The organism is Confluentibacter citreus, from assembly GCF_002807055.1.
In the GTDB taxonomy this organism is placed as follows: Bacteria; Bacteroidota; Bacteroidia; order Flavobacteriales; family Flavobacteriaceae; genus Confluentibacter; species Confluentibacter citreus.
In genome coordinates, this window is the sequence record NZ_NIXN01000001.1 from 416,418 (window position 1) to 439,361 (window position 22,944).

Genomic DNA, 22,944 nt, shown 5'->3' on the forward strand with positions numbered 1-22,944 from the left:
TAAAGAAAAACCCAATGAGGTAGAAAACTCATTGGGTTTCGTTATAGTGGAGAAGATGGGGCTCGAACCCACGACCTCTTGGCTGCCAGCCAAGCGCTCTAGCCAACTGAGCTACATCCCCAATAATTATTTTAATTCACTTAATACCAAAACAGGAATAGTGCTACTAAAATCCTTTTTAAGTATTTCGTTTTTTTCCCATAATTTACTAAAGAAACCGCGCTTTCTTCTTACTACACAAAGCATATCTGGATTATGTTCTCTATAATGCTCTAAAACACCTTGATAGGTTGTTGGGTTTTCTGAAAAAATGGTATCGGATATCAATCCTTTTAATTCGTCACTTAAATCAAAATCACCTTCATTGTAATAGTGTGTTTTTACTAGTAACAAATCAACGGTTGCTTTAAAATGGTCTTTAAAATATTTTAAAGGTTCTAAAACGCCCTCTTTTTTGATAATAGCAGACTTTACTGCCATTAAAATAGTATTCACTGGTTTAAAAACGGTGCCTTCAGGAACAATAAGCGCTGGTATTTGGGTTTGTTTAATAATCTTCCCTGATGTTTTTCCTAAAAACACTTCTTCCTTAATGGAATTTGTTCTTGGCTCAACTAAAATCAAATCAATATCGGCCGCTTTGCTAACCAATTCCAAAGTGTCTATTAAATCCCCTTTTAAACCTTTTACTATATAATCAACGCCTTTTGTGTCTACTTTAGATATTAAATCATCTAAATATGCTTTACTTTCTCGCGCTAAAATGGCATCAATATTTACCATCGTTCCTGCTTTTGTATACGCGTTATAGGTTTGTACAACAAATAATTTAGCACCAAAACTCTTGGCAAAATCTATAGCAAATTGCAAATGACTCAACGAATTTGTAGAAGTACCTATTGGAACTAATATGTTTTTCATCTATATAATCAAAAAATTAAAGTTGAACTGAATGCAAAAGTAATCATTTAAATGAATTGTAAATACACTTAAGAAATTCAATTTTAAACAAGCTATTATTTTACCAAAGTAACTTTGGTTGCTTTTAACAAATTTTAGCCTTATATATTAGCTTAATAATTAATTAACGACTATATTTCCTATAATGTTGTTAAATGCGTTGTAGGTTAAAAATACAAGGCTTTACTTTGAAAAAAATTCAATTCTTGATGAAATATTACATATTATTGGCTTTTTTTGTTTTTGGCCTTAACGGATTTTCACAAATATTAGACCCTGTTGAATGGACTACCGCTGTTGAAAAAATATCCGATACTGAATATGATTTAGTTGCAACAGCCACCATAGAAAAGGGGTGGCATTTATATTCCCAAAATGTTCCAGAAGATGGCCCCATTCCAACAACATTTACTTTTGAAAGTTCAGAGTCTTATAAATTAGTTGGAGAAACAATAGAAGACGAAGGGCACGTTATAGACGACCCTGTGTTTATGATGCGCATTAAATACTTTGAAGATAAAGCCGTCTTTAAACAGCGTGTATCGTTTACCAACAAACCAGAAACCATAAAAGGCTCTGTGGAGTTTATGGTTTGCGACGATTCTAGATGTTTGCCGCCCAATGATGATGCTTTGGTTTTTAATTTTCAGAATAACAACTTCAATTCCAATTCACAATTGTTAGATCCTGTGAAATGGACTGCCTCTTTTGAAAAAATATCTAATACCGAATATAATTTAATTGCAACAGCCTATATAGATTCTGGGTGGCATTTATACTCCCAAAATGTTCCAGAAAACGGACCCATTCCAACAGCATTTACTTTTGAAGCATCTGATTCTCATAAGTTAATTGGAAAAACGACTGAAGAAGAAGGCGTTACAGTGGAAGACCCCGTTTTTGAAATGGAAATTAAATATTTCGAGGGTAAAACTATTTTCAAGCAACGAATTTCTATAGCTTCTGAATTACCTGTTATTAAAGCGACTGTTGAGTTTATGGCTTGTAACGACAAACAATGTGTGTTACCGCCCAAGGCAGATTTGGTCTTTAATTTAAGTGGAAAACCGTTAGCCGAAGAAACAACCAATACCCAAGTTGACAATACCTCAGTCAATCAATTTTTATATGGATTAACAGCTATAGACCTTACCAAATCCAACGATACTTATAGTGATGATGCTACGGTCTCTCCTTCAGAAACCAAAGAAGAAAAATCGCTTTGGAGTATTTTTGGTCTTGGTTTTTTAGGCGGCTTATTGGCGCTTTTAACCCCGTGTGTATTCCCAATGATTCCCTTAACCGTTAGTTTCTTCACAAAAAAAAGTGGCAGTAATAAAAGTGCAGGCATTTCAAAAGCGATACTTTACGGGTTCTTTATTTTGGCGGTTTACTTAATATTAAGCATCCCATTTCATTTATTGGATTCCATTAACCCAGATATATTAAACGATATCTCCACCAACGTTACCCTAAACATCATTTTCTTTTTAGTATTTGTGTTTTTCGCCTTCTCATTTTTTGGCTATTACGAATTAACACTTCCTGCCAGTTGGACCAACAATACCAGTAAAGGTGAAAATGTGGGCGGTGTTTTGGGCATCTTTTTTATGGCATTAACCTTGGCATTGGTATCCTTTTCTTGTACAGGTCCTATTCTTGGGTCGCTTTTAGCTGGGTCGCTTACAGCCGATGGCGGCGCATGGCAACTCACTGCAGGGATGGGCGGTTTCGGACTGGCTCTTGGATTACCTTTTGCATTGTTTGCCATGTTCCCAAATATGATGAACGCTTTACCAAAATCGGGTGGATGGCTAAACACCACGAAAGTGGTTTTGGGCTTTTTCGAGCTTGCTCTGGCGTTTAAATTTTTATCGAATGCTGATTTAGTACAACATTGGGGACTCTTAAAAATTGAGGTCTTTTTAGGATTATGGATTATCATTTTTGCTGGATTGGCATTATATGCGTTTAGAAAAATTACATTTCCACACGATGCGCCTTTAAAAAAATTGTCTTTTTCCAGAATCATATCGGGCGTATTAGTGGCCTCATTTGTCATTTACTTGGCATCTGGTTTTAGGCTTAATAAAGAAACCAACACCTTCACACCTTTAACATTATTAAGCGGTTTAGCACCGCCTGTGGGCTATAGTTTTCTGTACCCCAATGATTGTCCGAATAACTTAGATTGTTTTAAAGATTTAAAAGAGGGCATTGCGTATGCACAAAAAGTAAACAAACCCATCATGCTCGATTTTACAGGGTATGCGTGCGTCAATTGCAGAAAAATGGAAGAACATGTGTGGCCTAAAAAGAAAATCGATGATTATTTAAGAAATGATTATGTGCTGATTTCATTGTATGTTGATGATAAAAAAGACCTTCCAGAAGACCAGCAAGTGCTTGTTAATCGAATAAATGGTGGCACCAGAAAACTGGAAAATTATGGTCATAAATGGGCACATTTTCAAACGCAATTTTTTCAAACGAACTCACAACCTTATTATGTGCTTTTAAGTCCGGATGGTAAACAAATATTGAATTCCCCAGTGGGCTATACGCCAAATGAAGACGAATACGCCCAATTTTTACAGTGTGGATTGGATGTTATGGAGCAAAACCCATAGAAGTGTGCGCTGAGTGTTCAATAAACCTAAGGTTTTAATTACCTTTGTGTAACTAAATACCGCATATATGATATATTCAATGACAGGTTACGGAAAATCTGTTTTGCAGTTACCAACAAAAAAAATAACCATCGAGTTAAAATCCTTAAACAGCAAAAGCTTAGATTTAAATACCCGAATGCCCTCCATTTACAGGGAAAAGGAATTGGATATTCGAAAAATTCTTGCCGACACCTTAGAGCGCGGTAAAATAGATTTCTCCATTTTTATTGAAGTAACTGCTGAAGACACCTCAACCCAAATTAATGTTCCTGTTGTAAAACAATATATCAATCAGCTTAAAAAAGTAGTAGATGGTGATGAATTGGAACTATTAAAAATGGCCGTTCGTTTTCCGGATGCTTTAAATACCGTTCGCGAAGAAATCGATGAAGAAGAATGGAAAGCCATTCAAACAGAAATCACCAAAGGAATCAGTGCCTTAAACAATTACCGTCTTAATGAAGGCAAAGTGCTTGAAAAAGATTTTAATAATCGTATTGTCATTATCAGCGATTTATTGGATAAGGTCATAGCCATGGATCCTGCGCGTATTGAAGGTGTTAGAGAACGTTTGTTGAAAGGTGTTGAAGAATTAAAAGACAAGTACGACGAAAACCGCTTTGAACAAGAATTAGTCTACTACATTGAAAAATTTGACATTACCGAAGAGAAAGTCCGCTTAAAAAATCACTTAAACTATTTTATAGAATCCATTGATTCTGTGGATTCCAACGGGAAAAAATTAGGCTTTATAAGTCAGGAAATGGGACGGGAAATCAATACTATTGGCTCAAAAAGTAATTATGCGCCCATGCAACAACTCGTGGTTCAAATGAAGGATGAACTGGAGAAAATAAAAGAACAATTGTTGAATGTTTTATAGAAAATAGAACATAGATAATAGACGATAGATAATAGAATGTCACACTGAGCATTGTCGAAGTGATTAAAAATTAAAGATTTGGCAAAAGAAGAAACTACTCATAATAAACAAGGCAAACTCATCGTGTTTTCAGCGCCATCAGGTTCTGGAAAAACCACCATCGTCAGACACTTATTGGGCATTGATGCCTTAAACTTAGAATTTTCCATTTCTGCAACTTCTAGGGAAAAACGTGGCGAAGAAGTTGATGGAAAAGATTATTATTTTTTATCCACAGAAGCTTTTAAAGCAAAGATAAAAAGCGAATCTTTTTTGGAATGGGAAGAAGTCTATCGCGATAATTTTTACGGCACTTTGAAGACGGAGGTCGAACGCATTTGGGCAAAAGGCAAACATGTTATTTTTGATATTGATGTGTCTGGCGGCTTGCGTATTAAACGAAAATTCCCAGAACAAACCTTGGCCATTTTTGTAAAGCCTCCAAGTATCGACGAGCTTAAAATCCGCTTAAAAAAACGCAGTACTGAAAGTGCCGATAAAATAAACATGCGTGTTGCCAAAGCTTCTGCAGAACTCGCTACCGCGCCTCTGTTTGATGTCATTATTGAAAATGATGTCTTGGAAAATGCTCTAAAAAAAGCTGAAACACTCGTTGGTAATTTTATAAACTCCTAAACCATGAAAGTTGGCTTATATTTCGGTTCTTTCAATCCCATAAATATCGGTCATTTGGTCATTGGTAATTATTTAGCCGAACATAGCGATTTGGATCAAATTTGGTTTGTGGTAACACCCCATAATCCGTTTAAAAAGAAAGATACGTTGTTGGATAATTACCAACGTTTGGAAATGGTTTATTTGGCAACAAAAGAGTATCCAAAACTGAAACCTTCGGATATTGAATTTAACTTACCCCAACCCAATTATACCGTAAACACACTGGCTTATTTACAGGAAAAACACCCGCAACACGATTTTTGCTTGATTATGGGTGAGGACAATTTAAAGGGTTTTCACAAGTGGAAAAACTATCAGGTGATTTTAGAAGACCATGATATTTATGTCTATCCAAGAATTTCAGAAGGCCCGATAGAAACCCAATTCGATAATCACAAAAAAATTCATCGTGTAGATGCGCCTATTATGGAATTATCTTCCACCTACATCCGCAGTGCCATAAAAAAAGGCATCAATGTGCAGCCCATGTTACCACAAGGCGTTTGGAAGTATTTAGATGATATGAATTTCTACAAGTAACCTGTTGGGTCTACAATTAATTATATAAATTTGTCACACTGAGCGCAGTCGAAGTGCTTGTTTACGAGGTCTTCGACTGCGCTCAGACTGACATTTAGTTTCTAATTGTTGTTTGTTGTTAGCCTGTCAGTTCGAGTGAAATTCTTTTTTAAGAATTTTGTATCGAGAACACAAAAATGTTTTAAATTCACTCGTTTAACAATCATTTTAAAACACAACCACCACAAAATTAAATTGAAATGAAAAATCTATTTCTTGCCATTCTATTCGTTTTACCAATCACCTTATCTGCACAAAAAGCAAAGGATACCATTCGGGTATTTTATTTAGGCGGACAGTCCAATATGGAGGGATTCGGTTATAATAAAGACTTACCAAAAGAGCTAAATAAAGAATTTAAGGATGTTTATATTTTTCATGGAAATTCTGCCATAGATGGCGACACCTCTGGAGGTTTGGGTTATTGGAGTGTATTGAAACCGGGTCATGGTATCGGTTTTCAAACGGATGGGAAAACCAACAAATATTCCGATAGATTTGGTATTGAGTTATCGTTTGCCAAACGCATGCAAGAATTGTATCCAAATGATAAAATTGCCTTGATTAAATATTCCAGAAATGGCTCCAGCATCGACAGTTTAGCGGCGAGTTCTTTTGGTTCTTGGGAAGCGGATTTTAATGGTAAAAATGGTATCAACCAATACGATCATTATTTAAAAACCATCAAAAATGCCTTAAATGTAAAAGATATTAATAACGATGGCAAAGAAGATGTGTTGGTGCCTGCGGGGATTTTGTGGATGCAAGGCGAATCGGATGCTGATAAAACCGAAGAAATTGCACTTCGCTATTACTACAATTTAAAACGCTTAATGGATTTGATGCGTGCCAGCTTACTCACTGATGATTTACCTGTGGTGATTGGAAAAATATCCGACTCGTTTAACGATGCCGATGGCCTTGTTTGGGATTATGGCGATTTGGTAACCTATGCCCAAGAAAAATTTGCCAAAACCGATGGCAAAGCTGCCATTGTAAGAACCACAAAATATTACAAATACTCCGATAAATGGCATTACGACAGTGCTGGGTTTATAGATTTTGGAGAGCAATTTGCTAAGGAATTACACAAGTTGATGACTAAATAAATAGTCATCTCATTTTTGTGAAACTTTTTTAAGTACATTAGTTAAAAAACTAAAAACAAGTATAAAACAATGAAAATCAATAATATATTAGAAAGTATAGGCAACACACCCGTGGTGAAATTGTCGAAATTATTCCCAAACGCCCATGTTTGGATGAAGTTGGAAAAAGATAATCCAGGTGGTAGCATCAAGGATAGAATTGCTTTGGCTATGATTGAAGATGCCGAAAAGAAAAACATTCTAAAACCCGGCATGGAAATCATCGAGCCGACTTCTGGGAATACCGGTATCGGTCTAGCCATGGTAGCCGCCGTTAAAACTTACAAATTGACTCTAGTGATGCCAGAATCCATGTCGGTTGAAAGACGTGCACTCATGGCCGCTTATGGTGCCCAACTGGTGCTTACTCCTAAAGAACTGGGTATAAAAGGCACATTAGCCAAAGCCGATGAATTGCTTGCCGAAAATAAAAATGCGTGGATGCCTTCCCAATTTACCAATCCAGCCAATCCAGACATTCACCGTAAAACGACGGCTTTAGAAATAGCCAAGGATTTTCCAGAAGGCATCGATTATTTAATTACAGGCGTTGGTACTGGCGGCCATATTACTGGCATGGCTGAAATTTTAAAACAAAAATTTCCCAACTTAAAAGCAATCGCTGTAGAACCAAATGATTCTCCCGTTATTTCTGGTGGCGAACCCGGACCGCACCCCTTACAAGGCATTGGGCCAGGTTTTATCCCTGCCGTATTAAATACCAAAATAATAGACGGCGTTTTTAAAATTACCAAAGAAGAAGCCTTTACTGAAGTTCAAAATCTCGCCAAAACAGAAGGTATCTTAGTGGGTATTTCTACAGGTGCCTCATTGGCAGCCGTTAGGAAACAGCTAGAAACCGCCGATAAAAAAGCAACCATTCTTACCATGAATTATGATACGGGTGAACGTTACCTTTCTGTGGAAGGGCTTTTTTAGTAAATAAATTAAATGTTTTTGTTGTTAGGCAAATAAATTATTATTTTTGTAAAAAATTTCAACTAAATATTTTTGATATTTAATATAGATTTCATATCACCATAGTTAGCGATCAGGCTAAAACGACACTTAACTTATAATTTTAAAGTAAAAATGAACATAATAGCTGATGAGTTAAAATTAAAACAAGACATAAATGCAAATTTGTTAGTTGAAAAACTAAAACAGAGAAATCTTGCTAAATGTAATTTATATTACAATTTCCCTTTTTACAGAGGGGAAACAAAAGACGACTTGGTTAGTGCTCATCTTCTTTTCATTTCTCAAGAATTTGGAGTAATTTTTTTTCGTTGTTTAAATGCTATCGAAGAATATTCTTCAAATGAACAAAAAAAACTAGACGAATTAGATAGTCACATCTTTGCTAAGATAAATAAAAGAGAAGAATTTCGACTTGACAGAAGAAGTTTGAAAATCAAAGTTAGCCCTTATGTTTTTATTAATAACTCAAATTCTAACAAACCTGATATTGTTTCTTTAAATGACATTGATAAGGTTATTGAGGGCAACAAAACCGTCATTTTATCTAATGAAGAATTTGACATTTTAACTGCAACAATTGAAGGGACATTAAACTTAAAGAAGAAAAGTGACAGAGTAATAGACTTAAAGCAAATAAAATTAACGAAAGGCAAAATACTTACACTTATCCAAAACAAAGAAGCAACATTTGACATTGAACAAAAACGAGCTGCACTAAACATTATTGATTCCCCACAAAGAATAAGAGGCTTAGCTGGTTCTGGTAAGACTGTTATATTGGCAATGAAAGCAGCGTTGTTTCATTTACAAAATCCTGAATCTGAAATCCTTTATACTTACTTCACTAAAGCCTTGTATGGGCAAGTTCGATATTTAATTGAAAAATTCTATCGTGACTTTTCCGATAATCAAGAACCTAATTGGCAAAAAATAAACATTTTACACGGTTGGGGAGGAATAGGTCTACGAGGTGTGTATTCAGACACGTGTTTTGATAATCAAATTCCAACAATACCTTTTAGGGTTGCTAAATCAATGAGACCAAAAGACCCATTTGAATATATTTTTCAAGAGCTTGATAAAAGTGAATTAAAGGAAAAATATGATTTAACCTTAATTGATGAAGGGCAAGACTTCAATAAATATTTCTATCGAGTATGCTTTAAAATAACTAAGAACAAAAGAATAGTTTGGGCATACGATGACTTTCAAAACATTTTTGATGTTGAAATCCAGGACGAAAAAGAAACGTTTGGAAAAAATAATATTGGAGGTTTTAATGTTGATTTTTCAAAATCAAGCAATGTTCTGCAAGATATAATACTTTTCAAATGCTATCGAAATCCAAGATTCGTATTGACTAGTGCTTTTGCTTTGGGGTTAGGTATATATAATGATAAAGTTTTACAGCGTTTAGAAAACAATAAACATTGGGAAGATTTAGGCTTTAAAGTTCTCAAAGGAGAATCAAAAACTGGCGATGATATGGAAATTGAACGTCCCGAAGAAAGTAGCCCAATAGATATAAATGAATATTTTAATACAGACTCTGTAAGTATTCGAGTTTTTAAAGATATCACACAGGAAACAGATTTCATAAGTCAACAAATTCTTAAAGACATTTCTGAAGAGCATCTTAATCCTGACGACATTTGCGTAATTTCATTAGACCAAAAGAATATTGGAAACTATTTTAGTTCTATTGAAAATAAACTTCAAAAACTAGGTATAAGCTCTTTTAACTTACTTAATGCTCCAAACAATAATACCAATTTTAGTGTCAAAGGCAATGTAACACTAGCTACAATTAATAAAGCCAAAGGAAACGAAGTAGGTATGGTTTATGTCGTGGGCGTTGACTCTGTTTTTAATAATAAAGATTATATAATAAATCGTAATCAACTCTTTACTGCAATTACAAGAAGCAAAGGTTGGGTAACATTAACTGGGTACCAACAAGCAGAGTTGTGCGAGAAAGAACTTAGACTCTTAAAACAAAACAGCTATAAATTAATATTCAAACAACCTAGTGAAAAAGAGACCAAAACAATTTATCGCGGAATGGATAAAATACAGTCAGAATTAAATGTATTGTCAAGAACACTTGAAAGATTATCTAAAGAGACTGGAGTACCTCTTGATGAAATATTAAAAACAATAGAAAATCAAAGTCAAAAGAAATGATTAATGAAGCTACTTTTAATATTTCCATTAATGAATCTATTAAACTACTAAAAGAAATTAGTCTTTTTAAAGATATTGGACCCAAAAAAGGAGGCGAGTATTCATCAGCATTTAAAAAAATTTCAAAAAAGAATAAACACATAGAATTATACAACGCAATTCGGGATAATTTGGATTATGAGATTGTATTATTTGATGATTCATTTTTACAGTTTTCATATAATCAAAATTATTTAAGATTTGCTTTTATTCAAAATCCAAGCTTTAGTTACACTAAATATGACTATCTGAAAATTCTATTTTCAGAAACAGACCTTTATGGATTATCGGAAGATGAAATGAGTGCAATGATTAATGAAAATGAATTCGAACAATTCTTAAATGAACAACAAACAAACTCAAACTTAGTTTATATTCGTTATGACTTTGACAGAAACGGTTATAATCCTTTACTTCATTCTTGTTCTCACATTCATATTGGATTGAGTGAAAATTTAAGGATCCCATCTTCAATTGTTTTAACACCTTTAGAATTTGTATTCTTTAGTATAAAACAATGTTATTATGCTGAATGGAAACTATATCACGAAAGTTTTACTTTTACCGATTTGGTAACAAAACGGTATAACTCAAAAAAATTATGCCCGTTAATTACTGACCCAGCAATTTGGGATATTAATGAACAAAACGAAATATGGATAACATAAAAATCCTAACCATTTACAACACCTAATTAAAAGTTCCTGTTCAGTGGTTAAATCAAGTTTTTGTTCGTCTATCAAAGTTTGGTTTTATTGAGAATAAAGTGCTCAGAGATTTCCGTCTTCGCAAAGTCACATTCTAAAAGCAAATTTAGATTCTTTAAAATTAAAAAATGCCTCAATCACCAAACCACAACCTTAACCCCATAATAACAATCAATTAACCTACATTTTAAATATAGGTCGCACCTTTGTGGTTTTATAATACAACTATTTGCGAAATACCTATTTTAAGCAAATGATGATATTTTTAAATCATCAATCTACACTGGTAGAAACCCTAACTACTTGTTTAAGTGGCTACCCATCTTCTCTCCCATTCAAAATACATAACAACCAAATCATCATACCAACACATGAAAAAACGAGCTGTTGATATTGTTGTCATTTCCGATGTGCATTTGGGCACTTACGGATGCCGCGCCAAAGAATTATTGAAATATTTAAAGTCCGTAAAACCAGAACGGGTCATTCTAAACGGCGATATTATAGACATTTGGCAGTTTAGCAAACGCTATTGGCCTAAGTCGCACATGAAAGTCATCAAACACATTACGGCTTTAATATCCAAAGGCGTAGAAGTGAATTACATCACAGGAAACCATGATGAAATGCTTCGTAAATTTGTCGGGTTTCAGTTGGGGACGTTTAGTATTTCCAACAAAGAATTGCTGGAATTGGATGGTAAAAAAACTTGGGTGTTTCACGGCGATGTGTTTGATGTGACCATGCAACATTCCAAATACATCGCAAAATTAGGTGCTGTAGGTTACGATTCCTTGATTTTACTGAATAGCGCCATCAATTTTTTTGCTTCAAAGTTTGGTAGAGGACCTATCTCCATGTCCAAAAAAATAAAGAATAGTGTGAAATCGGCCGTAAAATTCATCAATAACTTTGAAAAAATTGCTGCTGATATTGCCATAGAAAACGCGTATGATTATGTGGTTTGCGGACATATCCATCAACCGGAAATAAAAAAAATAGAAACGCCTGAAGGGTCTGTGATGTATTTGAATTCCGGAGATTGGGTGGAGAATTTAACTGCTTTGGAATATTATGATAACAAATGGCATTTGTTTCATTTTAAAGATCATGAAACGCTTGAAGATGACACACATCTTGATATGGATGACGATGATGAGGATGAAGACGAAGAGCTTCTAGAAACCAAGGATCTATTTCAAAATTTAATGAAAGAGTTTCAAACCGATGTGAAACAATCCAAAACAAACGTGTTATAATTAGCCCCCAATGAAAATACTATATGCCATTCAAGGAACTGGTAACGGCCATTTAAGTAGAGCGCGCGATATTATTCCAATTTTACAAAAAAAAGATGTAGAGTTGGATATTCTTATTAGTGGTACGCAAGCCGATATCAATCTGCCGTATCCCATCACCTATCAGCTAAAAGGATTGAGCTTCATTTTCGGAAAAAAAGGCGGTGTGGATGTTTGGAAAACCTATTTTAAGGCCAAAACCATGCGACTTCATAAGGAGATAACGATGCTTCCCGTGGAGCATTACGATTTAATCATCAACGATTTTGAACCCGTATCGGCTTGGGCTTGTAAATTGAAAAAAATACCTTGTGTTAGTTTAAGTCATCAATCAGCTGTATTAGCGCCTAACGCCCCAAAACCCAAAAAGGAAGACCCATTAGGAAAGCTCATTCTTAAAAAATACGCACCCACAACCAAACAATATGGATTTCATTTTAAAGCGTATGAAGACAGCATTTTTACGCCCGTCATCCGGCAAGATATTCGGTTGGCACATTGCACACCGGGCGACCATTACACGGTGTATTTGCCCTCTTATGATGATGAAAAAATATTGAGCATACTATCAAAAATTAAAGATGTTACTTGGGAGGTGTTCTCAAAACATAATAAAAAAACAATTACAAATAAGAATATCACCGTGCAACCCATTACCAATGAGGCTTTTGTAACGAGCATGGCGACCAGCAAAGGTATTCTTTGTGGGGCGGGTTTTGAAACACCTGCCGAAGCGCTTTTTATGAAAAAGAAATTGTTGGTCATCCCCATGAAAGGCCAATATGAACAACAATGTAATGCTGCGGCTTTAAAAGATATGGGCGTTCCTGTTATAAAATCCTTTAAAAAGAAATACATTAAAAACATTAAAGATTGGATAGAAAATGACACTATTATTGAAGTGGATTATCCAGATATAACAGAACAAATTATAGATAAAATATTAACAGAAAATCTATAACACAACGACTGTCAGTTCGAGTGATTCGCCACAAGCGAATTGTATCGAGAACTTTTTCAAAAAAAACTTTATGGATTTTAACCATCCCCCAACAAACTTCAACTTAAAACCACAAGATTTCGGAAAAGACTTTGTTTTTGGAGTCTCAACCGCTGCCTATCAAATTGAAGGTGCTCACAGTATCCATGATAAAGGTGCATCCATTTGGGATCAGTTCACGGCTAAAAAAGGAAATACGTTTAATAACCACCACGGCCAAATAGCCTGCGATTTCTATAATAAATTTGAGGAGGATATTTTGTTGATGAAATCCATGAATATTAAAAACTTCAGGTTTTCATTAGCATGGTCGCGCATCATTCCGAATGGTATTGGAAACGTGAGTCAAGCAGGTATTGATTACTACAATAAAGTGATTGATTTTTGTTTAGCATGTGGCATCACGCCTTGGGTAACGCTTTATCACTGGGATTTGCCTCAGGCACTTCAAAATAAAGGCGGTTGGACGAACAGGGACATCGTTTCTTGGTTTGAAAATTATGTGCAGGTTTGCGCTACCCATTTTGGTGACCGCGTTAAAAATTGGATGGTGTTGAATGAACCGATGGTGTTTACGGGTGCTGGGTATTTTTTAGGCGTGCACGCGCCAGGTTACAAAGGCTTAAAAAACTTCTTACCCGCCATACACCATGCCGTATTATGCCAAGCTGCTGGCGGTAGAATCTTGCGGAATTTAGTATCTGATGCTTTTATTGGTACTACATTTTCATGTGCACAAACAACGCCTTTTCGAGATACGCCTAGAGATTTTAAAGCTGCAAAAAAGGCAGACGCTTTGTTGAATCGGTTATTTGTTGAACCATCGTTAGGTTTGGGCTATCCAACAGATGATGTTCATATTCTCAAGCGCATTGAAGCTTATATTAAACCAAACGATTTAAAAAACGCTGCATTCGATTTCGATTTTATTGGCGTACAGAATTATACCCGTGAAATGATTACTCACAGCTATTTAGTGCCTTATTTACAGGCTAAAATTGTAAAAGCCTCCAAACGGAACGTCAAAACCACCCTGATGAATTGGGAAGTGTATCCGCCCAGTATTTATAACATGATTAAACAATTTAATCAATACGAAGGCATTAAAAAAATCATCATTACCGAAAATGGTGCTGCTTTTCCTGATACTCTAATGAATGGCAATGTAGAAGATGTTGACAGACTTCATTACTTACAATCCCATCTAGAGCAGGTTTATAAAGCCAAAAATGAAGGGATACCTATTGAAGGCTATTTTGTTTGGACCTTTACCGATAATTTTGAATGGGCAGAAGGCTATCACCCACGATTTGGATTGGTTTACACCGATTTTGAAAGTCAAAAGCGAATTATTAAAGCTTCTGGAAAATGGTATCGGGATTTTTTGAATAAACATAAAAATAGTTGATCCTAGAAACGTTTTTAAAATATTAAAAAGAAATACGCCTTCATATTAAATTGTCAATAAAAATCTTATCTGAGTCGCCATAACCTAGCCCATATTCACTTTTCTGTTCGTTCAAAAAAGTAATTGTTATTATTTCCAGCCGTTCTGTTACAAAAAAAACCGATGTTCTGAAAAAAGCACTTCAAATCAACCCAAAATTTACACAATTAAACGAATAACATACTCAAAAAGAACATAATACGACTAAGGTTTTTAAATTTGGTTATATAATCAACCAACCCATATATCATGTTCTCTCAAATTAAAATTTTCCATAATTTCATATACTTTATTTTCATATTGTTCTCATGTAATGCCTTTGCTCAAAGCTGGAGTCAGTCGGTATTATCTTTTTCTGGAACTGGTAATGTAAATGGAGGTGTTACTTCTTTAATGTTTGGCCCTGATAATCGTTTGTATGTTGCAGAATACACTGGAGCTATAAAAATATTCACAATTCAGAGAAACGGCCCCACAGAGTATGTTGCTACCCATGTAGAGATTCTGGACGGCATACGCACCATGCCCGATCACAACGATGATGGTACCCCTTACTCCAGTTTGAATAGGGAAACTTTAGGCCTCACAGTCGTTGGCACCTCAACAAATCCTGTAATTTATGTAACATCAAGCGATTATCGTATTGGAGCTGGTGAAGGAGGTGGTAATGGAGACATTAATCTTGATACCAATTCTGGTGTTATAACAAGATTTAGCTGGAATGGAAGTGCTTGGGATGTGGTAGATATTGTAAGAGGTCTTCCCCGTTCCGAAGAGAACCATGCAACAAACGGTCTTGAATTTGTAACCATCAATGGAACAGATTACCTAATAGTGGCACAAGGTGGCCATACTAATGGAGGCTCTCCATCAACTAATTTCGTGTATTCCTGCGAGTATGCACTTTCTGCGGCTATCCTTGCCGTGAATCTAACCGCTTTAGAAAGCATGCCTATTTTAGACGACAATGGCAGGGCCTACATATACGATCTTCCTACCTTGGATGACCCCACGCGCCCAAATGTTCACGCGGACGGCTCTCCCGCTTCTGAGGATCCCGATGATCCAAATTATTCTCCTCTTGATATAAATGACCCTTGGGGTGGCAACGATGGGCTTAATCAGGCCATGGTGGTTCTTGGAGGACCAGTTCAAATACTTTCACCGGGATATCGTAATGCTTATGACCTTGTTGTAACAGAGAGCGGTGCACTATATGTTACAGATAACGGCGCCAATGGAGGCTGGGGTGGTTTGCCCATGAACGAAGGGGGGGGCTCTGTAACCAATGATTATGACCCTAATGAACCCGGCAGTAGCGATAGTTTACTATATGGCGAAAGGGTTAATAATTTAGACCATTTGCAATTGGTTACTACTAACTTACAAACGTATGCCTTTGGAAGCCTTCCGCAAACATATTATGGTGGGCATCCAAACCCTACAAGAGCAAATCCCGTAGGAGCGGGTTTATATACCGCCGATGGCATAAACAATATTTTCAGAACATTAACATATGATCCCGACGGAAGCACTCCGGGTTCTACTTCGAATCCAAATGAAGCGTTACCCGCCAATTGGCCTCCACTCCCCGTATCGGAAGCCAACACAGTAGAAGGTGATTGGCGTGGACCAGGCATGATAAATCCAGATGGTCCAGATGACAACCCCGTTGTTACATGGGGCACCAATACCAATGGCATAGACGAGTATACGGCATCCAACTTTGGAGGCGCCTTACAGGGTAATCTTTTAGCTGGCACACATAATGGTTTAGTCAGACGTATTAAACTTAATGAAGACGGCACATTGGCACCAGGAGGACTCACGTCTGATTTCCTTTCAGGTATTGGAGGAAATGCGCTGGGCATAACCTGTAATAGTGATTTTGATATATTTCCCGGAACTGTATGGGTAGGCACCTTGAATAGAAGAATAGTGGTTTTTGAACCAACAGACTTTTTAAATTGCTTAGATCCTAACAATCCTTTATATGATGCAAATGCCGATTATGATAGTGATGGCTATTCCAACCAAGACGAAGAAGACAATGGAACTGAAATATGCAACGGGGGTTCACAACCTGATGATTGGGATAAAGTGATGGGCGGTCAATTAATATCCGATTTGAACGATCCCGACGATGATTTTGATGGAATCCCTGACGCTCTCGATCCTTTTCAATTGGGAGATCCCACAGTAGGAGGAAGTGACGCATTCACTATTCCTATATTAAATGATTTTTTTAATGATCAACAAAACCTTGGTGGGATTTATGGCCTTGGTTTAACAGGGCTTATGAATAACGGAGATACTGGTGCTAATTGGCTTTTATGGCTCGATAGAAGAGAAGATCCAAACGACCCCAATCCCAATGATGTGTTAGGAGGCGCACCAGGACTTATGACATCTCATATGACATCGGGTACTGCCCTCGGGATATCAAACAATCAAGAAAAAGGATATCAGTATGGGGTTCAGGTCCAAAATGATTCTGGCATCATTACAGTTGCAGGAGGAATGGTTGGCTTCAATGGTCCTTTAACTCTTTATGAAAACCTGTCAGCGCCTTTAGGCGAGTTGGGATTCTTTATTGGTGATGGTACACAAAGCAACTACATAAAGTTTGTTGTAACAACAACTGGTTTTGTTGCTCTTCAAGAAATTGATGATGTTCCACAAAGCCCCATAACATATAATTTACTACCGGCTAATAGACCGTCTTCTGGGATTAAATTCTTTTTTGAGATTGATCCGTCGAATGGTCAAGTAATTCTTAAGTTTCAAATAGACGGCGGTTTGCTCACAACCTTAGGAACTATAGAGGCAGAAGGAACCATTTTACAAGCCATACAAAGTTCAAGCACAGATTTGGCCGTCGGATTGATTGGTTCTTCTAATCAAGTCGGTGTTGAGCTAGAGGGAACTTGGGATTTTTTAAACGTAACTTCTGAAAAACCTTATATTGTTCAAAACATTCCTAATCTGCAAAGGGAATCTGGTGCTCCAGATGACATCTTTGATTTAAATGACTATTTTGATGATAATAACGGCACGGCTAATTTAACTTACAATCTGGAACTTAATACAAATCCAAATATATTGGCAAGTATTTCTAATAATATGCTGACTATAGCTTATCCATCTGAATTACAGACAGCAGACATCACCATACGCGCATCTGACTTAAATGGTTATTTTGTGGAAAATACTTTTACGGTAAGCATTATCAGTTCTTCATTAATCCTTGCCAGAGTCAATGCTGGTGGTGTTACGGTTTCTGCTGCGGATGATGGTCCTAATTGGGAACAGAATAATACGGCAGGAGTAACATCAGGCTCCAGTTATTCGGTTAATACGGGAACCATTTACAATGGAGGATTATTAAATATAAACCGTCATATTTCCATTCCTGACTATATAGACGAATCAACTTACAATGCCATTTTTGCCTATGAACGCTATGACGTTGCTGCAAACCCTGAAATGGAATTCACATTCCCTTTAGTAAATGGTGAGTATCAGGTCAATTTGTATATGGGCAACAGTTTTGAAGGAACTTCAGAAATAGGTGATCGTATTTTTGATATTGAAATAGAAGGAGTGATCGTTGAAGACAACATGGATCTTATAGCTCGTTTTGGTCATCAGTCAGGCGGAATGGTCACCTTTCCTGTAGCAGTATCCGATGGTGTACTTAACATCAAGTTTTTACATCAAGTGGAAAACCCATTATTAAATGCCATAGAAATAATGGCTGCCTCTCCACAATATCCTTCTATAACGGTAAATCCCATAACAGACCAAGCAAACCTGATAGGAGATGTTATCAGTACTTTGGGAGTTTCAGCCTCTGGTGGAAACCCAAATAATAATTTCACATATGCCATTTCTGGTCAACCTCTAGGGATAGATATTGAACCAACCAATGGATTAATTTATGGAACCATCGACCCAACAGCCTGCACTGGGGGCGAAAATAATGATGGTGTACATAGTGTGACCGTTACTGTAGAAAAAATTGGGGCGACTTCGGTCATCATAAATTTTAGCTGGATCGTTAATGATCTGGGGTGGTTCGATAAAAATGAAAATGAAAATTATACGGCTCGTCATGAATGCTCCTTTGTACAGGCAGGTGATAAGTTTTATTTGCTTGGAGGTAGGGAAAACTCAAGAACACTAGATGTTTACAATTACACTTCAAATAGCTGGAACTCTCTTGTGGATTCAGCGCCTATGGAGTTTAATCATTTTCAGGCCACCGAATACCAAGGGCTTATATGGGTGATAGGCGCTTTCAAAACCAACGCGTTCCCAAATGAAACTCCTGCTGATTTTATATGGGTCTTCGATCCAGTAGCCCAGCAATGGATTCAGGGTCCGGAAATACCTTCCGGTAGAAGAAGAGGTTCTGCAGGATTGGTTGTCCACAATGATAAGTTCTATATCGTTGGCGGCAATACCATTGGCCATAACGGTGGTTATGTTCCTTGGTTCGACGAATACGATCCTGTTTCGGGCATCTGGACAACGTTAACCGATGCGCCAAGGTCTCGTGACCATTTTCATGCCGCTGTGATTGACAATAAACTTTACGCGGCATCAGGACGTCTCTCTGGTGGACCTGGTGGTACATTTGCACCAGTAATTGCGGAGGTCGATGTATATAACTTTTCTACGAATAGTTGGAGTTCACTTCCTTCTGAACAAAATCTCCCCACGCCTAGGGCTGCTGCAATTGTAGCAAATTTTGAAAACAAACTTGTAATTGCAGGCGGAGAAGTTTCTACAAATGCAAATGCACTTGATATTACTGAAATATACGACCCTTTAAACCAATCTTGGTCCACTGGGGCAAGCCTCATCCATCCAAGGCATGGCACACAGGGAATTGTTTCCGGAAACGGTATATTTGTAGTAGCTGGCTCCCCTGTTATGGGTGGCGGGAAGCAAAAGAACATGGAGTTTTATGGAAGTGATAGCCCATTGGGTCTACCCTTGGAAGCTAGTGAATTAATAGGCCCTAACGCAGTTGACTTTAGTGTACAAAATAACCAAGACATAACATTGGACTTAGAAAACGGAAATACGGGAATCTTTATCCGTTCGATGGAGATAACTGGACCTGATGCTGATGATTTTGTTATCCAATCTGGAAATTTAAACAATGTGCTCTTAAAATCTAATTCCTCCAAAATAATCTCTGTTCAATTTATTGGTTCTGGCGTACAAAAAAATGCCTCACTAACCATTAACTACGGTGCCGCTGCTTCAATAGATATTCCACTAAGTTATGATTCTACATTATCATCGAAAGATAAGGGAGATAAAACCTCTAATGCATTTAATATATATCCCAATCCATCAAGTGAATATGTTTATGTTGAAATAAAATCTTCATCTATTGATGTTACGGATTTCATGCTGTTTGACATCACGGGTAGATTGATTAAAAAAATAAAAAACAACAATCCGGAACAGTCAACATTTAGAACCCAAATAGATGTTAGAGGTTTGCAGTCGGGACTATATAATTTGTATTTACTTTCTAAAGGAAGTGCTATTCATAAAGCAAGATTGGTAATAAACAACTAATACTATTTAATAATTGCTAGTATAAATATTGTTTTTTGAAATAAAAAAGCCTCGCATTTCTGCGAGGCTTTACCTTTTATGACTGTGGTCCCACCTGAACCTTTTTTTACTTTAATGTATGTTATACTATTTTAATATAAATTACATTTAAACCCTTTGTTTATAAGGGTAAATAGATTATTAAAATAATTTGAGTATATTTGAAATCCATACATATAAACAAAATGTTGTCCCCTATGTTGTCTCTTTTTAATGGTTTTATAATATGAATACAATACAATCAACATCCGGCACGGTTACATTTAGACTTAAAGAAACCAATGCTCTAAAGGAAACACCAATACTATTCGATTATAGTTACGGTAGAGGTAATAGATTAAAATATTCAACAGGTTATAAAACTTTAGTTAAAAATTGGGATCCAAAAAACCAAAAGATACGATCTATTTCAACTATTAGCAATAGGGAAGAAATCAATAAACGATTATTAAAGATAAAATCTGATTTTGTAGACGCTGTAACAAAAATGGATGAAGAAGACAAAAGCAACAAAGAGGCTCTTAAATCGATATTTGATCAAATTATGGGGCGTAAGACTGGTGCTCCCACAAATAATATCAAATTCATTAAATATGGGGATGATTTCGTTGAAGCTAATGAGAAGAATTCAATTACCACAGCTAGCATGAAATTAAGCCCAGGCACGGTCAGGTCCTACAAACAAACTATGAAACAAATAAAAAAGTTTAATAAAGAAAATAATTATCAACTAGATTTTGATAAAATTGATATGACATTCTACTACGCTTTTGTAAGTTTTTTGGAAAAAGAAGGCTTTTCTTTAAACACTATTGGAAAACACATAAAAAACGTCATAGCATTACTAAATAGGGCGACCGAAGATGGTATTAATACAAATTTAAAATATAAGCATCGAGATTTTAAACGGGTCTCCGAAAAAACAACATCAATTTACCTAACGGCTAAAGAAATAGATGAATTATACAAACTAGATTTATCCCACAATAAAGAATGGGAAAGAGCTCGAGATATTTTTCTAATTGGATACTACACTGGTCAACGGGTTTCTGATTATAATGGATTAAACAATAATCACATTAAAATATTCGATGGGAAAGAAGTATTTGAAATCTTTCAAAAGAAAACAAAAAAAACAGTATTTATTCCCATTCACCATAGAATAAAAGAAATCATGACGTTGCGATATAATGGGAATCTCCCCAAAAAACTATCCGACCAACATATTAACGAATACATTAAGAAAATTGGCAGAAAAGCAAAAATTAAAGAAAATGTTATGACAAAAATAACTATTGGGGGAGCCATAAAAGAGGAAACCATTCCTAAGCATAAATTAATTGGCACACATACAGCAAGACGTTCATTCTGCACAAATGCTTACCTCTCTAAAATGCCCGTAATAGACATTATGTCTTTAAGTGGTCACACCACAGAAAAAGAATTTTACAACTACATAAAAGTAACACCGCAAGAAAGAGCCATAAAAATTGCTGATTCTACTTTTTTTAATTCTCAAATATAAATTAATTGATATGATGTATAAAGATGCCTTTGCAATAGATACAGTACACTACATCGATAGAAAAGCAGAAAATAATAATAATTCAGAAAAATACAAGTTAAAAAACTTCGATTATTATGCTCCAAAATTAGTTGAAGACTTTTATTTAAAATATTTTATAAGAGAAGCCCTCTTTGAATTACACATCTCAAAACTAAAAGATTTTTTACAATATCACTATGATTATTGTGAATTACCTGATGTTTACTTTTTCACTTTGGAAAATGAAGTTTTAATTAAAATTTCTGAAATTATTGAAACGGCTTGCTTTTCAATTGGCGGAGGCTATTATAAAGAAGTAAAATTAGAAGATGGTTTTATTGAAACCGAAGACACCATACTAAATCCTTTGTATGAATATACAAACATGCTTCATCTTACTGCCATAAAAAATCTTCAATTTACCTTGAAGAAAAAGGCTGACATCATTGAAAGTTTTTTAAGCCAGTTCAAAGATACTCAAGAAAGTGAACCTTTAAAATGGATTGCAGGGCCATCTCAGTTGGCATTTATTATCAGTGAGTTGATAAACAAAGGATATATGACGGCTGATAAAAAAAGTGGAGACATAAATTATTCTAAATTGTCAAAAGATATAGCTAAAGCCTTTTGCATTAAGGAAAGTAATTCTACAAAATCTTTAGAAATTTATCTTAGTCCCAATAATAAAAAACATAAAACCACAAAAGAAAGGTTTGAAAAAAGCAACTTCTATTTACCTGATTCAAAATTTACCTAATCCATACTTTCGTAGTATATAAACTGGCATATACCCAAAAATTCCTATTTCACATATCTAAAAAATATATTTGTTTCCAGAAACTTCAAATAAGTTAACATGGATTCAAAGCCAATATACATATATCCAATAAGCCCAGAAGAGCTTACCAATAATTTCTTAAACGGAGTTGACAAAAGATTAAATATCTTTTATAGTAAATACCAACCAGCTAAAAAAGAGGATGACGAACTTCTCTCCGTTGAGGAAACTCTTCAATTCCTTAAATGTTCCAAACAAGCCTTATGGAATTGGAGAAGGAACGGTGTCCTTCCTTCTTACCGACTTGGAAACCGCGTATATTACAAAAAAAGCGATATCTACGCTAAACTTGTTAAACAAGAATAGTA

At 35.7% G+C, this 22,944-nt stretch carries 16 protein-coding genes and 1 tRNA gene; 15 read left to right on the top strand and 2 right to left on the bottom strand.

Features of this window, described 5'->3' with window-relative positions; all coding sequences use genetic code 11:
* Positions 1-47: 47 nt before the first annotated feature.
* Both CDH49_RS01790 and CDH49_RS01795 read right to left on the bottom strand, forming a co-directional pair.
* Positions 48-121 (bottom strand) — tRNA-Ala (locus tag CDH49_RS01790).
* Between the two features lie 5 nt (positions 122-126).
* A complete protein-coding gene (locus CDH49_RS01795) occupies positions 127-921 on the bottom strand; it encodes a universal stress protein (protein WP_100613592.1) in 795 nt (264 codons plus the stop codon).
* Between the two features lie 248 nt (positions 922-1,169).
* Between CDH49_RS01795 and CDH49_RS01800 the strand changes: the two genes are divergently transcribed.
* The 15 genes from CDH49_RS01800 to CDH49_RS01870 all read left to right on the top strand — a co-directional run bounded on the left by CDH49_RS01800 (position 1,170) and on the right by CDH49_RS01870 (position 22,942).
* Positions 1,170-3,590, top strand: coding sequence for a protein-disulfide reductase DsbD family protein (locus CDH49_RS01800; protein ID WP_100613593.1), 2,421 nt, complete (start codon positions 1,170-1,172; stop codon positions 3,588-3,590).
* A gap of 67 nt (positions 3,591-3,657) precedes the next feature.
* Positions 3,658-4,515: a YicC/YloC family endoribonuclease gene (locus CDH49_RS01805; RefSeq protein WP_100613594.1), complete on the top strand. Its 858-nt coding sequence runs from the start codon at positions 3,658-3,660 to the stop codon at positions 4,513-4,515.
* Positions 4,516-4,593: 78 nt separating this feature from the next.
* Positions 4,594-5,190, top strand: a complete 597-nt coding sequence (gene gmk, locus CDH49_RS01810) for a guanylate kinase (RefSeq protein WP_100613595.1) — start codon at positions 4,594-4,596, stop codon at positions 5,188-5,190.
* A 3-nt stretch (positions 5,191-5,193) separates the two neighbouring features.
* Positions 5,194-5,772, top strand: coding sequence for a nicotinate (nicotinamide) nucleotide adenylyltransferase (nadD, locus tag CDH49_RS01815; RefSeq protein ID WP_100613596.1), 579 nt, complete (start codon positions 5,194-5,196; stop codon positions 5,770-5,772).
* A gap of 239 nt (positions 5,773-6,011) precedes the next feature.
* A complete protein-coding gene (locus CDH49_RS01820; RefSeq protein WP_100613597.1) occupies positions 6,012-6,920 on the top strand; it encodes a sialate O-acetylesterase in 909 nt (302 codons plus the stop codon).
* Positions 6,921-6,989: 69 nt separating this feature from the next.
* Positions 6,990-7,898, top strand: coding sequence for a cysteine synthase A (cysK, locus tag CDH49_RS01825; protein ID WP_100613598.1), 909 nt, complete (start codon positions 6,990-6,992; stop codon positions 7,896-7,898).
* A gap of 153 nt (positions 7,899-8,051) precedes the next feature.
* Entirely contained in the window at positions 8,052-10,124 is a 2,073-nt protein-coding gene (locus tag CDH49_RS01830; RefSeq protein ID WP_100613599.1) for a DEAD/DEAH box helicase, read from the top strand.
* Complete coding sequence (locus CDH49_RS01835) at positions 10,121-10,831, top strand: DUF2290 domain-containing protein (protein ID WP_100613600.1); 711 nt, start codon at positions 10,121-10,123, stop codon at positions 10,829-10,831. The genes CDH49_RS01830 and CDH49_RS01835 overlap by 4 nt, the downstream gene beginning before the upstream one ends.
* A 410-nt stretch (positions 10,832-11,241) precedes the next feature.
* Positions 11,242-12,129 carry a UDP-2,3-diacylglucosamine diphosphatase gene (locus CDH49_RS01840; protein ID WP_100613601.1) on the top strand — a complete coding sequence of 296 codons (888 nt, stop codon included), beginning with the start codon at positions 11,242-11,244 and terminating at the stop codon, positions 12,127-12,129.
* 10 nt (positions 12,130-12,139) lie between these two features.
* The gene (locus CDH49_RS01845; protein WP_100613602.1) at positions 12,140-13,129 is read left to right on the top strand and encodes a glycosyltransferase family protein; all 990 of its coding nucleotides are present in this window, start codon (positions 12,140-12,142) and stop codon (positions 13,127-13,129) included.
* Positions 13,130-13,199: 70 nt separating this feature from the next.
* Positions 13,200-14,576 (top strand): GH1 family beta-glucosidase, encoded by a 1,377-nt coding sequence (locus CDH49_RS01850; protein ID WP_100613603.1) that lies wholly within the window; start codon positions 13,200-13,202, stop codon positions 14,574-14,576.
* A 288-nt stretch (positions 14,577-14,864) separates the two neighbouring features.
* On the top strand, positions 14,865-20,213 hold the full coding sequence (locus tag CDH49_RS01855; RefSeq protein WP_157805259.1) for a Kelch repeat-containing protein: 5,349 nt from the start codon (positions 14,865-14,867) through the stop codon (positions 20,211-20,213).
* A gap of 265 nt (positions 20,214-20,478) precedes the next feature.
* A complete protein-coding gene (locus CDH49_RS01860) occupies positions 20,479-21,777 on the top strand; it encodes a phage integrase SAM-like domain-containing protein (protein WP_100613604.1) in 1,299 nt (432 codons plus the stop codon).
* A gap of 10 nt (positions 21,778-21,787) precedes the next feature.
* Positions 21,788-22,555, top strand: coding sequence for a hypothetical protein (locus CDH49_RS01865; protein WP_157805260.1), 768 nt, complete (start codon positions 21,788-21,790; stop codon positions 22,553-22,555).
* Positions 22,556-22,654: 99 nt separating this feature from the next.
* Positions 22,655-22,942 carry a helix-turn-helix domain-containing protein gene (locus tag CDH49_RS01870; protein WP_100613606.1) on the top strand — a complete coding sequence of 96 codons (288 nt, stop codon included), beginning with the start codon at positions 22,655-22,657 and terminating at the stop codon, positions 22,940-22,942.
* The last annotated feature ends 2 nt before the right edge of the window (positions 22,943-22,944 follow it).

Coding starts and splice junctions, on each gene's coding strand:
- CDH49_RS01795 (WP_100613592.1), bottom strand. CDS start 921: ATGAAAAACATATTAGTTCCAATAGGTACTTCTACAAATTCGTTGAGT.
- CDH49_RS01800 (WP_100613593.1), top strand. CDS start 1,170: ATGAAATATTACATATTATTGGCTTTTTTTGTTTTTGGCCTTAACGGA.
- CDH49_RS01805 (WP_100613594.1), top strand. CDS start 3,658: ATGATATATTCAATGACAGGTTACGGAAAATCTGTTTTGCAGTTACCA.
- nadD (WP_100613596.1), top strand. CDS start 5,194: ATGAAAGTTGGCTTATATTTCGGTTCTTTCAATCCCATAAATATCGGT.
- CDH49_RS01820 (WP_100613597.1), top strand. CDS start 6,012: ATGAAAAATCTATTTCTTGCCATTCTATTCGTTTTACCAATCACCTTA.
- cysK (WP_100613598.1), top strand. CDS start 6,990: ATGAAAATCAATAATATATTAGAAAGTATAGGCAACACACCCGTGGTG.
- CDH49_RS01830 (WP_100613599.1), top strand. CDS start 8,052: ATGAACATAATAGCTGATGAGTTAAAATTAAAACAAGACATAAATGCA.
- CDH49_RS01835 (WP_100613600.1), top strand. CDS start 10,121: ATGATTAATGAAGCTACTTTTAATATTTCCATTAATGAATCTATTAAA.
- CDH49_RS01840 (WP_100613601.1), top strand. CDS start 11,242: ATGAAAAAACGAGCTGTTGATATTGTTGTCATTTCCGATGTGCATTTG.
- CDH49_RS01845 (WP_100613602.1), top strand. CDS start 12,140: ATGAAAATACTATATGCCATTCAAGGAACTGGTAACGGCCATTTAAGT.
- CDH49_RS01850 (WP_100613603.1), top strand. CDS start 13,200: ATGGATTTTAACCATCCCCCAACAAACTTCAACTTAAAACCACAAGAT.
- CDH49_RS01855 (WP_157805259.1), top strand. CDS start 14,865: ATGTTCTCTCAAATTAAAATTTTCCATAATTTCATATACTTTATTTTC.
- CDH49_RS01860 (WP_100613604.1), top strand. CDS start 20,479: ATGAATACAATACAATCAACATCCGGCACGGTTACATTTAGACTTAAA.
- CDH49_RS01865 (WP_157805260.1), top strand. CDS start 21,788: ATGATGTATAAAGATGCCTTTGCAATAGATACAGTACACTACATCGAT.
- CDH49_RS01870 (WP_100613606.1), top strand. CDS start 22,655: ATGGATTCAAAGCCAATATACATATATCCAATAAGCCCAGAAGAGCTT.